The organism is Clostridium guangxiense, assembly GCF_021043395.1.
Lineage (GTDB): Bacteria > Bacillota > Clostridia > Clostridiales > Clostridiaceae > Clostridium_S > Clostridium_S guangxiense.
Window position 1 is genome coordinate 1 of sequence record NZ_JAJNKE010000008.1, and the last position, 14,686, is coordinate 14,686.

General features: G+C 30.9%; 11 protein-coding genes and 1 riboswitch. Of the genes, 9 read left to right on the forward strand and 2 right to left on the reverse strand.

Going from position 1 to position 14,686, the window contains the following annotated elements:
• Positions 1-94 precede the first annotated feature (94 nt).
• The 7 genes from LQK79_RS07120 (at position 95) to LQK79_RS07150 (ending at position 10,213) form a co-directional block, all read left to right on the forward strand.
• Positions 95-817 carry a lysophospholipid acyltransferase family protein gene (locus LQK79_RS07120; RefSeq protein WP_231016050.1) on the forward strand — a complete coding sequence of 241 codons (723 nt, stop codon included), beginning with the start codon at positions 95-97 and terminating at the stop codon, positions 815-817.
• 424 nt (positions 818-1,241) lie between these two features.
• On the forward strand, positions 1,242-2,591 hold the full coding sequence (locus LQK79_RS07125; protein ID WP_053241348.1) for a beta/alpha barrel domain-containing protein: 1,350 nt from the start codon (positions 1,242-1,244) through the stop codon (positions 2,589-2,591).
• A gap of 25 nt (positions 2,592-2,616) precedes the next feature.
• On the forward strand, positions 2,617-4,542 hold the full coding sequence (locus LQK79_RS07130; protein ID WP_231016051.1) for an aconitate hydratase: 1,926 nt from the start codon (positions 2,617-2,619) through the stop codon (positions 4,540-4,542).
• 30 nt (positions 4,543-4,572) lie between these two features.
• Positions 4,573-5,577, forward strand: a complete 1,005-nt coding sequence (locus LQK79_RS07135) for an isocitrate dehydrogenase (NAD(+)) (RefSeq protein ID WP_053241350.1) — start codon at positions 4,573-4,575, stop codon at positions 5,575-5,577.
• A gap of 232 nt (positions 5,578-5,809) precedes the next feature.
• The gene (locus LQK79_RS07140) at positions 5,810-7,012 is read left to right on the forward strand and encodes an argininosuccinate synthase (protein ID WP_231016052.1); all 1,203 of its coding nucleotides are present in this window, start codon (positions 5,810-5,812) and stop codon (positions 7,010-7,012) included.
• Positions 7,012-8,328 (forward strand): argininosuccinate lyase, encoded by a 1,317-nt coding sequence (argH, locus tag LQK79_RS07145; protein ID WP_231016053.1) that lies wholly within the window; start codon positions 7,012-7,014, stop codon positions 8,326-8,328. Before LQK79_RS07140 ends, argH begins: the two co-directional genes overlap by 1 nt.
• A 148-nt stretch (positions 8,329-8,476) precedes the next feature.
• Positions 8,477-10,213, forward strand: coding sequence for a phosphoenolpyruvate carboxykinase (ATP) (locus tag LQK79_RS07150; protein ID WP_053241351.1), 1,737 nt, complete (start codon positions 8,477-8,479; stop codon positions 10,211-10,213).
• An 81-nt stretch (positions 10,214-10,294) separates the two neighbouring features.
• Here the strand turns inward: LQK79_RS07150 and LQK79_RS07155 are convergent, their stop codons facing one another.
• A complete protein-coding gene (locus tag LQK79_RS07155) occupies positions 10,295-10,504 on the reverse strand; it encodes a DUF378 domain-containing protein (protein WP_053241352.1) in 210 nt (69 codons plus the stop codon).
• A 78-nt stretch (positions 10,505-10,582) separates the two neighbouring features.
• Positions 10,583-11,047 (reverse strand): Lrp/AsnC ligand binding domain-containing protein, encoded by a 465-nt coding sequence (locus LQK79_RS07160; RefSeq protein ID WP_053241353.1) that lies wholly within the window; start codon positions 11,045-11,047, stop codon positions 10,583-10,585.
• A gap of 198 nt (positions 11,048-11,245) precedes the next feature.
• Between LQK79_RS07160 and LQK79_RS07165 the strand changes: the two genes are divergently transcribed.
• Together LQK79_RS07165 and pflB are read left to right on the forward strand one after the other, a co-directional pair.
• Positions 11,246-12,043: a ribonuclease H-like domain-containing protein gene (locus LQK79_RS07165; RefSeq protein ID WP_231016054.1), complete on the forward strand. Its 798-nt coding sequence runs from the start codon at positions 11,246-11,248 to the stop codon at positions 12,041-12,043.
• Positions 12,044-12,114: 71 nt separating this feature from the next.
• Positions 12,115-12,195: riboswitch (ZMP/ZTP riboswitch) on the forward strand.
• 256 nt (positions 12,196-12,451) lie between these two features.
• A complete protein-coding gene (gene pflB, locus LQK79_RS07170; protein ID WP_231016055.1) occupies positions 12,452-14,683 on the forward strand; it encodes a formate C-acetyltransferase in 2,232 nt (743 codons plus the stop codon).
• Positions 14,684-14,686 lie beyond the last annotated feature (3 nt).

A 14,686-nucleotide genomic window follows, 5' to 3' on the forward strand; every position in this document is an offset into this window, starting at 1 on the left:
CAACGGTGGAGCACTCGGCTGTTAACCGATAGGTTGAAGGTTCGAATCCTTTTCGCGGAGCCATTTTATTTTTTGAAGAATTAGAGGTATAAATATGAAAACGATTTTTTTATATGTTTATTTTGGAATTTATATAGTTATAACATTATTTTTTCAAATAAGACTTGCATATGTAAAACGATACAAAGGTGAGGATGAGTATGAAAAATTAGTTCATAAAATTGTTATGAGCTGGTCCCGAAATATACTTAAGACAGTTGGAGTAAAAGTAAATATAAAGGGACTTGAAAATATACCTGATGGAACGTGTGTTTTTGTTTCCAATCATCAAGGAAATTTTGATTTTTTAGTAATACTTGCCAATATAGATAAGCACATAGGCTTTTTAGCTAAAAAAGAAATTTTAAAATTAAGAATTGTAAGCAGCTGGATGAAAAAAATGCATTGTGTTTTTATTAATAGAAGTGATGTGAGAGATTCGCTTAAGGCTATTAATCAAGGTGTTGAAAATATTAAAAATGGTTATTCTATGGTTATTTTTCCGGAAGGAACTAGAAGCAAGGCAAGTGAACTTGGAGAATTTAAAAAGGGAGCATTAAAGCTTGCGACTAAAACAGATGTACCTATAGTTCCAATAGTTTTAGATAGAACTTATAAAATTTTTGAAGAAGGAAACGGTAAATTAAAATCTGGGACCGTTGAAATGTCAATTTTAAAGCCAATTAATATTAGTGAGATGGATAGAAAACAAAGAGCAGATTTGTCGGAAATGCTTAGGAATAAAATAAATGATGAACTTAAAGTTATTAAACAATAAAATAGGATTTGTATTTATAAATACATACAAAACGATTTAATCATTTTGTATGTATTTTTTTTAGGCTTTGTTTTAATAAGTGTGATATTTTGTAATACCTATAAATTAAATTTCATGCTAATAATAATTCACTTGCAAAAATCTATAAATGCATGTAGATTCTAAAATAAAATGAAATTTTATATATAAATAAATTCAAAAAATACAAAATTCATAATTGAAATAATAAATTTAATATGTTAATATATTCATATAAAAGCTATTATACTTATTAAAAAACCTATAGATATTAAATAAATAATTAATATAAACTCAATATGTATAATATTTATACAATAAATGCTGTATATACTAATGTTTTAAGATGAATAATTTTAAAAAAATAAGTCATTTTTATTTTTGGGTAGGAAGTGAAAGTGTTAAAATGAATAATTTTAATTATGTAAATGAAGGTAAAGAACCGAATTTCTACAGAGAGATATTCCCATATTCTGAAGTTCCTAAGATTAGATTTGATGGTAGTGAAAACCGCATAGATTTACCGGAATCCATATGGATAACAGATACTACATTTAGGGATGGTCAACAATCTATGACTCCCTTTACAGTGGAACAGATAGTTAAAATATATGACTATTTAAATAAACTTGATAACAATTCTGGTGTAATTAGACAAACTGAATTTTTTTTGTATAACGCACATGATAGAGAAGCAGTTTTAAGATGTATGGATAAGGGGTATAAATTTCCTGAAATAACTACATGGATAAGAGCTAATAAAAATGATTTTAAATTAGTAAAGCAAATGCATGTAAAAGAGACAGGAATATTAATGTCATGCTCCGACTATCATATTTTTAAGAAGTTAGGTCTTAATAGACAAGAAGCTTTGAAAAAATACAGTGAAATTGTTGAAGAGGCTCTTTCAAATGGAATAGTTCCAAGATGTCATTTGGAGGACATCACCAGGGCTGATTTCTTTGGATTTGTTGCTCCTTTAGTAAATAACTTTATGGATTTGAGTAAAAAGTATAATATTCAAGTTAAGATAAGAGCGTGTGATACACTTGGATTAGGAGTAAGTTTTCCAGGTGTAGAAATGCCAAGAAGTATTCCAGGTATAATAGGTGGACTTAAAAGAATTTGCAATGTGCCATCAGAAGCGTTAGAATGGCATGGACACAATGATTTTTATTGTGTTGTACCAAATGCTGTTTCAGCGTGGTTATATGGATGTTCATCGGTGAATACTACATTACTTGGTATAGGTGAAAGAACTGGAAATTGTCCATTAGAAGGCATGATATTTCAATATTGTCAACTAAAAGGTAAGAAGAATATAAATCTCGAAGTGATTACTGAAATTGCAGAATATTTTAAGAAAGAAATGAAATATGAGATACCTGTTAGAACTCCTTTTGTTGGAGATGACTTTAATGTCACAAGAGCTGGAATTCATGCAGATGGAATATTGAAGGATGAGGAAATTTATAATATATTTGATACAGATAAAATATTAAACAGACCTGTAGTTGTAGCTGTTAATGAATATTCAGGACTTGCTGGTATAGCAGCATGGATTAACACTTATTTTAAGCTTCCGCAAAAGGACAAAGTAAGTAAAAAAGATGAAAGAATCTTGAAAATAAAAAATTGGGTTGATGCGCAGTATGAAAAAGGCAGGACAACACCTATAGCAAATAAAGAACTTGAAATTGAAGTTAAAAGATATTTTGAGGAGTTAATTGATATAGAAAAAACTAGAGCAAGTTAATTTTATGCAAGGAGTGATATATATAATGGGTTTAACAATGACAGAAAAAATTATACAAAATCATTTAGTAGTTGGTGAAATGAAAAAAGGTAATGAGATTGGAATAAAAATTGATCATACTCTTACACAGGATTCAACGGGCACTATGGCTTATTTACAGTTTGAAGCTTTAGGAATAGACAAAGTAAAAACTAAAAGATCTGTTGCCTACATTGATCATAATATACTTCAAACTGGTCCTGAGAATGCAGATGATCATTTGTATATTCAAACTGTAGCCAAAAAACATGGAATATACTTCTCAAAGCCTGGAAATGGAATATGCCATCAGGTTAATCTTGAGAGATTTGATGTACCTGGAGAGACACTTATAGGTTCAGACAGTCATACGCCTACAGCAGGAGGAATGGGAATGCTTGCAATAGGAGCAGGTGGACTTGACGTTGCTGTAGCAATGGGCGGAGGAGAATATTATATAATAATGCCTGAGGTAATTAAAATTAATTTATTAGGAAAGCTTAAACCCATGGTATCTGCTAAGGATATAATATTAAAGGTATTAAGTATGCTTACAGTAAAAGGCGGGGTTGGAAAAGTTTTTGAGTATGTTGGAGAAGGAGTAAAATCTTTATCTGTGCCTGAAAGAGCAACCATATGTAATATGGGAGCAGAGCTTGGAGCAACTACATCAATTTTTCCAAGTGATGAAAATACTGTTGAATTTCTTAAAGCTCAGGGAAGAGAAGAGGATTTTAAAGTTGTAAAACCAGATGATGATGCAGTATATGATGATTCTATAACTATAGATTTAAATGAATTGGAGCCTCTAGTTGCGTGTCCACATAGTCCTGATAAGGTTAAGAAGGTTTCGGAAATAACTAATTTAAAAGTAAATCAAATTGCTATAGGAAGTTGCACTAATTCATCCCTATTTGATTTAATGAAAGTTGCAGAAATATTAAAAGGAAAAACAATAGCTGAAAATGTTTCATTAGTAATAGCACCAGGTTCAAAGCAGGTTCTAACTATGCTTGCTGAAAATGGAATATTAGCAGAACTTGTAGCGTCGGGAGCTAGAATACTTGAATGTGCATGTGGCCCTTGCATAGGAATGGGTCAGTCACCATGTACTAATGGTGTATCATTAAGAACTTTTAATAGAAACTTTGAAGGAAGATCTGGAACTGTTTCTGCGCAGGTTTATCTTTTGAGTCCGGAAACAGCTGCGGTATCAGCTTTAACAGGATATTTAACAGATCCTACTACCTTTAATTGTAAGGTTGAAGTAAAACTTCCGAAACATTTTCTTGTAAATGATAATTTAATTGTTCCACCAGCTGAAAATGGGGAAGAAGTGGAGATTGTGAGAGGACCTAATATTAAGCCATTTCCTAAGGCGAAACCTATAGCAGCTAAATTAGAAGGAATTGCACTTACGAAGGTTGGGGATAATATAACAACAGATCATATTATGCCTTCAAATGCAAAACTTCTTCCATTTAGATCAAATATTCCTCATCTTGCAGATTACTGCTTAACTCCATGTGATCCTGATTTTCCTAAAAAAGCAAAGGAAAATGGCGGAGGCTTTATAATTGGAGGAGCTAATTATGGACAAGGTTCAAGTAGAGAACACGCGGCATTAGCGCCTTTGTATCTTGGAATAAAAGCTGTACTTGCTAAATCATTTGCAAGAATACACAAGGCAAATTTAATAAACAATGGTATAGTTCCTATTGTATTTAAGAATAGTGATGACTATGATAAGATAGAAAATAATGATAAGCTTGTGATAGATAATGTTGTAAAACAAATTAATGATGGAATTGTTACTGTATACAATGAAACAAAGAATGAAAATTATGAGATGATTTTAGATATACCGGAAAGACAAAAGGATATGCTTATTTGCGGTGGAAAGTTAAATCAAATAAAAAAGCAAAATGCATAGGATATAATATATAAATTTGGAGGTAAAAGTATGGGAAATGTACATGAGATAACTTTAATTCCTGGCGACGGAATAGGACCAGAAGTTACGGGAGCAGCAAGAAAGGTAATAGAAGCAGCAGGAGTTAAGGTTAAATGGGATGTGGTTGAAGCAGGAGCAAAGGTTATGGATGAATATAAAACTCCACTCCCAGATTACGTTCTTGAAAGTATAAGAAAAAATAAAATAGCACTTAAAGGACCAGTTACTACACCAGTAGGTTCAGGATTTAGAAGTGTAAATGTTGCACTTAGACAAGCTTTTAATTTATATGCAAATGTTAGACCAATAAAGACGTATGAAGGAATTCCTACAAGATATGATAATGTTGATTTGATAATCGTACGTGAAAATACAGAAGATCTTTACGCAGGAGTAGAACATAAAATAGGAGATTATGCAGCAGAGAGTATAAAAATTATTACAAGAGAAGCAAGTACAAGAATTTCAAAATTTGCTTTTGATATGGCTAAAAAACAAAATAGAAAAAAGGTTACTGCTGTTCATAAGGCTAACATTATGAAATACTCTGATGGATTATTTTTGGAATGTGCAAGAGAGATTTCAAAACAGTATGAAGATATAAATTTTGAAGATATGATCGTAGATGCCATGAGCATGAGACTTGTTCAAAGCCCAGAAAATTACGATGTGTTAGTAATGCCTAATCTTTATGGAGATATATTGTCTGACATGGCTGCTGGACTTGTTGGAGGGCTTGGTGTGGCTCCTGGAGCTAATATAGGTGATGAAATATCAGTTTTTGAGTCTATTCATGGTTCAGCACCGGACATTGCAGGCAAAAATATTGCAAATCCAACTGCTGCAATGCTATCAGGTGTTATGATGCTTAGATTCATTGGCGAAATGGAAGCTGCTGATAAAATTGATACGGCAATAAAAAATGTTCTAAAAGAGGGCAAGACTGTTACAGTTGATCTTGGTGGAAAAGCTACCACTGATGAATTTACAGAAGAAGTAATTAAAAACCTTTAGCAGGGTTTATGGGATAGCAGATAATTTTGCATAAAAACAAAATTATCTGCTATTTTTTATGCAAAACCATGCTTAAAAATTTGCTGAGATATTAAATTAAAAGAGCTATCTCTATGTTTTTTAGATGAATATTTATAAATTATGTTGAATATTTATGATAGAAGTTGTATAATAATAATCATTAACTAATGGAAATTAATTTTTTATTATATATGAAAAGGAGATTGTTATTATGAAAGAAAAAGTTGTTTTAGCATATTCAGGAGGATTGGATACTTCAGTAACAATTCCATGGCTTAAAGATAATTATGATGTAGATGTAATAGCAGTATGTGTTAATGTTGGTCAAGATGATGATATGGAAAAAGTTAAAGTTAAAGCAATAGAGAGTGGTGCTGCTAAAATATATGTTGAAGATGTAAAGGAAGAGTTTGTAACAGATTATTTATATCAGGCAATAAAATGGAATGCTGTTTATGAAGGCAAATACCTTTTAGGAACATCATTTGCAAGACCTCTCATAGCAAAAAAATTAGTTGAAATTGCACATAAAGAAGGGGCAGCTTATATATGCCACGGCTGCACAGGAAAGGGAAATGATCAGGTTCGTTTTGAAACAGCAATAGCAGCAATGGACCCTTATATAAAAATTATAGCACCATGGAGAATTTGGGATATTGATTCAAGAGAAGCAGAAATAGATTATGCAAAATCTAAGGGAGTAGAAGTTCCTGTAACAAAAGAAAAAATATATTCAGAAGATAAGAATTTATGGCATACAAGCCATGAAGGTGGAGATCTTGAAGATCCTAAAAATGAGCATAAGGAAGAAATGTACTCAATGGTTATACCACCAGAAAAGGCAAAAGATGAAGTTACTTATTTAAGTATATCATTTAAAAAAGGAATTCCATACAAGGTTAATGGAAAAGAATTATCTCCAGTAGAACTTATGCAGGCATTAAATAAAATAGCTGGAGAAAATGGCATAGGAGTTGCAGATCTTGTAGAAAACAGACTTGTAGGAATGAAATCAAGAGGTGTGTATGAAACTCCAGGTGGAACAGTTCTTTATGAGGCTCATAATCAACTTGAATTTTTGACAGTTGAAAAATATTCATATCAATATAAACAAGTTCTTGCACATAAATATTCAGAACTTGTCTATGATGGATTATGGTTTACTACTTTAAGAGAAGCACTTGATGCATTTGTAGATAAAACTCAAGAAAATGTAACAGGAACAGTAAAGCTTAAATTATATAAAGGAAATATAAAAGTGGCAGGAATAGATACAGAATATGCACTCTATGATCAAGGAATATCTTCTTTTGGTGCTAGTGAGTTATACAGCCATAAAGATGCAGAAGGATTTATAAATTTATTCAGTCTTCCAAGTAAAATAAAGGCTATGAAACATTTGGGTGATAAATAATGAAGCTTTGGGGTGGAAGATTTAGAGAAAGTGAAAGTAAGCTTATGGAGGAATTTAATGCCTCCCTAGGCTTTGACAAAAGATTGTTTTTAGAAGACGTCACTGGAAGCATTGCACATGTAAAAATGCTTGTTAAATGTGGAATAATAAATGAAAATGAGTGCATAAATATAATTAATGGCCTAGAAAGTATATTAGAAGATATTAATGCAGGAAAACTTGAAATAGATGGCGATTATGAAGATATACACAGCTTTATAGAAACCAATTTGATTGAGAGAATTGGGGAAGATGGTAAGAAACTTCATACTGCTAGAAGTAGAAATGACCAGGTAGCAGTTGATATGAAAATGTATGCTAAAAAAACATCAATGAATATAATAAAATGTATAGATAATTTGCTTGAAACACTAAAAGAAAAAGGTGAAAAAAACAAATATATAATGCCAGGTTATACCCATATGCAAAGGGCACAGGTGGTTACATTTACTCACCATATGATGGCTTATTATAGTATGCTTAAAAGAGATAAGATGAGAATTGAAAATGCAGTGGAAATTTTAAATGAAAGTCCGCTTGGATGTTGTGCACTTGCAGGAACTACATATGATACAGATAGAGAATTTACTGCAAAAGAACTTGGTTTTAAAAGGCCGGTAGATAATTTTTTGGATGGAGTTAGTGATAGAGATTATATAATTGAACTTCTTTCAGATTTTTCAATTTGTATGATGCATTTAAGCAGATTAAGTGAAGAACTTATTATTTGGAGTACTAAAGAATTTAACTTCATTGAAATGAATGATAAGTTTTCAACAGGAAGCAGTATAATGCCTCAAAAAAAGAATCCTGATGCAGCTGAGCTTATTCGTGGAAAGACAGGAAGGGTTTATGGAAGTCTTATGGCAATGCTTACTGTAATGAAAGGATTGCCACTTGCATATGATAAAGATATGCAGGAAGATAAGGAGCAATTTTTTGATGCAGCAGATACTTTAGAAATGTGTCTAATGGTTATGCAGGGAATGATTTCAACAATGGCAGTAAGAGAAGAAAAACTAAAGGAAGCTGTAAAACAGGGATTTTTAAATGCAACAGATGTCGCGGACTATCTTGTTAAAAAAGGAATACCTTTTAGAGATGCGCATAGAATTTCTGGTGAGATAGTGATTTATTGTGAAGAAAATCAGAAAAGTATAGAAGACATATCAATAGAAGAATTTAAAAAATTTAGTGATTTATTTGAAAAAGATGTTTATGATTCCATAGATTATAATGAAATTTTGAAAAAAGGAATAAAGAAAATAATGAAATAATAACGGAAAACATTAACAAAAAATCATAAAATGAAGTGTTTGTAATGAAAAAATTTCATAGTTGTGGTATAATATTCATTGTTGTGGTTGAAATTGAATAATTACAACTGTTCAGATTTCATTTTTCGCATTAGGGGGTTATAATAATATGCAGAAAGAATTTTCCATGAGCAATGATAAAGTAATAATTAATTTCACAGCTAAATATTGTGATACTTCAGAAAAAGTATTAAATAGTAGTGGATTTAAAAAAATCATAAGTGCCTTTATAAAAAATATAAAATTTAGAAATTCAAATGATTTCAAATATATTGAAAAGGCAATTAAGGAAAATGATGATGATGAAATTGTAGATAAGGTAGTGGAAATATTTAAACTATTGCTTGTTTTTACAAGAGAAGAGGTCATCAAAATTAATCCTAAATATGAAACTTTACTACAAAATCCAGATTCACTTACGAAAATAACGGAAGATATATATGGATTTTGGAGAAAACTTGAGAGATATACCATAATTCATAATAGTAAAATTAATGATGGTTTAGAAAATGTAAGTTTTGTAGATTCGAATACGCAGTTTTCACAGCTTATACTTAGCACATATAGAAAAGTTGAGGAGAATATTCAAGGAGAAAAGCCTAAAGTTTATAGACAGCTTCCAGCAGGAGCGAATGCAGGACTTATAGTTAATAGTATAAAGTGGAAGTATCCAGAGGGGTATGAATGTTTAAATGGAGTTCCTGTGATTGATTCTGTTTTCATAGATCCACCTTTTATATCTTACCCTAAAAAAATAAAAAGAGATGGAACTTTTTCGGAGGTATTTGAGAATCCGTTAAACTGTAGGATAAATAGAGATCATTGGTTTTGTTTTCCTATAAAGGTTGGAGAACTTCTCGCTTTTGTATATTTCCATAGAGATTTTATGGCCCATGGCATTACTCTGTGTAATTTATTTGAAATAGCTAAGGAAAAGGAATATACAAATTCTAAACCAGATATAATATTTGTTTTTGGGGCAAAAGATAATAGTGAAGCTACTAGAACTATATTTTATGATGACAAGAAAAATGATATTATGCTTGGATATATAAACTATAGCGAAGATATAGATTACTTTGGATATATGAAAAAAATGACGCTTACACTGCATAATTTGATCATGATAAAAAGAGGATATTTACCAATCCATGGAGCCATGGTAAATATAATTACTAAAGATGGAAAAACAGTGAATGCAGTAATAATGGGGGATAGTGGAGCTGGAAAATCAGAAAGCCTTGAGGCATTTAGAGAACTTGGAGAAAAATATATAAGCGATATGACAGTAATATTTGACGACATGGGTGTAATTAAACTAAATGAAAATGACAAGCCAAAGGGTTATGGTACTGAAACAGGTGCATTCGTAAGGCTTGATGATCTTGATCCTGGATATGCTTTTAGGGAGATAGACAGAAGTATATTTATGAATCCGGATAAGACAAATGCTAGACTTGTAATACCAGTTGCTACTTATAACGATATAACAAGAGGATATCCTGTAGATATATTTCTATATGCTAATAACTACGAAGATGGCGGAAGTGAATTGGAATTTTTCGATTCAGTAGATAAGGCAATAGGCGTGTTTAAGGATGGGGCGAGAATGGCTAAAGGAACAACAACAGAAAAAGGACTTGTAAAGACATTTTTTGCAAATCCATTTGGGCCAACTCAAAAGCAAAGTGAAACTGAGAAGTTAATAGATGTGTATTTTAATAAGCTTTTTGAAACAGGTGTCAAAGTTGGACAAATAAGGACACGTCTTGGAATAAAGGGAGAAGAAAAAGAGGGGCCTAAAAAGGCGGCTATTCGACTTTTAGATATAGTTAAAACATTATGATGAAAAAAGTAAGGTTGGTTCAAACAAATATTTAATTTGAACCAGCCTTTTGTTATAAAGCATATAAATTTTGAAATTATATTATTTTTCTACCCTTACTTCTCTATCTCTTCCTAAGAATGATATAGCATATAATCCAGCTATGCCAACGATCGCATATATTACTCTAGTAAGTGAGGTCATAGTGCCAAATAATGCTGCAACTAAATCAAAATTAAAGAAGCCTATTAATCCCCAATTTACAGACCCTATTATAACTAAAAGCAGTGCAATTATGTCTAAAGTCTTCATGTTTTACATCTCCTTTAAATAGTTTTTACAGCATTATTATGTGCAAATTTTAATATATTATGTTTAAATTAAATATTTTTATATTTCTATGTTTCTATCTATTGGCTGAGAAAGAGATATAAATGTATTAGTTCTTTGTATGCCCTCAATCATTTGTATTTTGTTAATTAAAAGATCTTGAAGGTCATTGATACTTTTACATATTACTTTAGCAAAAATTGAAAATTCACCAGTTATGTAATAAAGTTCAACTATTTCTTTAATTTCACTCATAGAGTCGAGTACATTTGTATAAGTTGCAGCCTTATCAAGATATATGCCTATAAAACAGCAAACATCATAACCAAGTTTTGGGTTGTTTAATATAAGCTTTGTGCCTTTTATTATGCCCATTTCCTCCATCTTTTTCATTCTTACGTGTATCGTACCACCGCTTACATGGCATTGTCTGGCTATCTCCAAGTAAGGTGTTCTTGAGTCCTTAACTAAAATATCTAATATTTGTAAATCCAAATCATCTAATCCATTAACTTGCAAATTCATTTAAATCACTCCTATACATTAAGTAGACATTAATATTATATCAAACTTACCACCCATATATCAAACTTAATGATTATATATCGAAAATTTTATTTTATAATTTAGCTAAATAAGGTATATTATTTATATTCGTCATATTTTATTATAAATTTAATTAGTGTATAATAAAAATCTGTAGATTATTAGGGGGAGTAAAATATGTATATAAATAAAAAGGAAAATGAAATAAATATCTCTCCTCAAATAGTATTGCACTATAGCATGTCCGATATAGCATATTTTGATATAGAAACAACTGGATTTGACAAAGAAAAGGATAATATAGTTTTAATTTCATTAGGATATTATGTGAAAGGCAGCATTTTTGCTGTAAAGCAGTACTTTGGGGAAAATTTAGAAGATGAAAAAAATATATTAGAAAATTTTCTTAATGATTTAAAGAATTTTAAAGTTTGGTGTTCATATAATGGTAAAGCCTTTGATGAACCATTTATAAAACGTAGAATGGATAAGTATGGAATAAAAGTTAATTTACCAGATGAGCATATTGATTTATACAGAATTATAAAGCCATACAAGCAGCAGCTTAACCTTGAGAGATGCAATTTAAAATCAGTGGAAAAGTATGCTGGCATAGTGAGAAAAGATACTATTGATGGTGGAATGAGTGTTGAACTTTATAAAAAATATCTCCAAAAAAGAGATGAAAAATTGAGAAAAAAAATCATGCTGCATAATTTTGAAGATGTTTTTAATCTTCCTAATATATTTCAAGTAGTTTGGAAAATTGAAAATGAAAGCAATTTTATAAGAGAAGATCATATTACAGACAAACAATTAAATTATTTAAAGCATTTGATGTCTAAAAGTGGTGTAAGCATAAATATAGAATTAGAAAAAATATCTAAAAAAAGTGCTTCAAAAGTTATATCGGCTTTGTTAGGTGGAGAAACAGATGAAGATGAACTTAAAGAAATTATAGAAAAATACTGTTAATTGAAACTATATAATTTAGTATTGACATAAAGTTTTAAATATGATATTTTATTGTCATAAGATTTAAATAGAATCGATCATATGACCGGCGGAAGTGGAATAACCACAGGGAGTATGATTTTGATAGAGAGCCGACCGCCTGGGCAAATTTAGCCTGGGCGTTTTTTTTATTCTATACAATCTATAAAATGGTAAAAATGAAAATAAGTGTTGGCCGCACTTTGAAAATATATAGCTTCTTTATGAAAGATATAATATTTCATTCAAATATGCTAAATATAATTGTAAGAAAATTTTCACAAATATGAAAATAAATAATATTGACTCTAAATTTAAAATATGATATTCTTATAACACGATTGAAAATGATTATCAACTATTAAAATAATAAATAGAGGATGGGATAAAATGAGAAAAGAATGGATAGATTTTAAAACAGGAGCATGGAATGAAACTATTGATGTTAGAAATTTTATACAAAAAAACTATACGCCGTATGAGGGCGATGAAAATTTTTTAGAGGATCCAACTGAAAAGACAAAAGCTGTGTGGAATAAATGTGAAAACTTAATTTTAGAAGAAATTAAAAAAGGTGGAGTGTTAAAGACTGACCCTAAGACAATCTCTGGTATAAATAGTTTTAAACCTGGATATGTAGATAAAGATAATGAAGTAATTGTTGGTCTTCAAACTGATGAACCATTAAAGAGAATGGTAAATCCATTTGGTGGAGTAAGAATGGCAAAGCAAGCACTAGAGGCTTATGGCTCTCAAATTGATGACAATGTATATGAAATATTTACAAGATACAGAAAGACTCACAATGAAGGCGTTTTTGATGCATATACTGAGGAAATGAGAACTGCAAGACACGTTGGACTTCTTACTGGACTTCCTGATGCTTATGGAAGAGGAAGAATAATAGGTGATTTCAGAAGAGTAGCATTGTATGGTATAGATTACTTAATAGAGCAAAAGAAAATTGATTTAAATGAATCAAAAGGTGATATGACAGAAGAATTAATAAGAAGAAGAGAGGAAATTTCACAGCAAATTAAAGCTCTCAAGGAAATGAAAGCTATGGCTGAAAGTTATGGTATAGACATTTCAAAGCCTGCTTCAAATGCAAGAGAAGCTGTTCAATTTACTTACATGGGATATTTAGCTGGAATAAAAGAAAATAATGGTGCAGCAATGTCTCTTGGAAGGGTATCAACCTTTCTTGATATATATATCGAAAGGGACTTAAAAAATGGAGTTATAACAGAAAAGCAAGCTCAAGAGCTTATAGACCAGTTTGTAATAAAATTAAGATTAGAAAGACATTTAAGAACTCCAGAATACAATGAATTGTTTGCAGGAGATCCTAACTGGGTTACAGAATCTATAGGTGGAATGGGAATAAACGGAGAAACCTTAGTAAGTAAAAATTCATTTAGATTTCTTCATACCTTAACAAATTTAGGACCAGCACCAGAACCTAATATGACTGTTTTGTGGTCTGAAAAACTTCCAGAAGCATTTAAAAAATATTGTACTAAAATGTCAATAGAAACAGATGCACTTCAATATGAAAATGACGATGTAATGAGACCTATTTATGGAGATGATTATGGAATAGCATGTTGTGTATCTGCAATGCAAATAGGAAAACAAATGCAGTTCTTTGGTGCTAGATGTAACCTCGCAAAATCTCTTCTCTATGGAATAAATGGAGGAATAGATGAGAAAAAGTTTGATAAAGTAGTTCCTAATATTGAAAAAATAGATGACGAAGTTCTAAATTATGATAAGGTTAAAGAAAATTATTTTAAAACTTTAGAGTATGTAGCTAAGCTTTATGTAAATACTCTAAATACTATACACTATATGCATGATAAGTATGCATATGAAGCAGGACTTATGGCCCTTCATGATACTGATGTTCATAGATTTTTAGCATGTGGTATAGCAGGACTTTCTGTTGCAGCTGATTCCTTAAGTGCTATAAAGTATGCAAAGGTTAAACCTATAAGAAATGAACAAGGTATAGCAGTTGATTTTGAAATAGAAGGAGATTTCCCTAAATACGGAAATGACGATGATAGAGTAGATGATATAGCAGTAGAAATTGTAAATAAGTTCATAAAAGAACTTAGAAAAACTAAGGCATACAGAGATGCAGAACATACATTATCAGCTTTAACTATAACTTCAAATGTAATGTATGGTAAAAAGACAGGTTCAACACCGGATGGAAGAAAATCTGGAGAGCCTTTAGCACCAGGAGCAAATCCAATGCATGGCAGAGATAAAAATGGAGCTCTTGCATCATTAAATAGTGTTGCTAAGATACCTTACAGAAGTGTATGTCAGGACGGAGTATCAAATACATTTTCTATCATTCCAGATGCGCTTGGAAAAGATAAGGATTCTAGAATAAACAATCTTAAAGCACTTTTAGATGGATATTTTGTGCAAGGTGCTCATCATTTAAATGTAAATGTAATGAATAGGGAAATGCTTCTCGATGCTATGGAGAACCCTGAAAAGTATCCTACACTTACAATAAGAGTATCTGGGTACGCAGTTCATTTTGTAAAACTTACAAGGGAGCAGCAGCTTGAAGTTGTAAACAGAACCTTCCACGAAAGAGTATAAGAG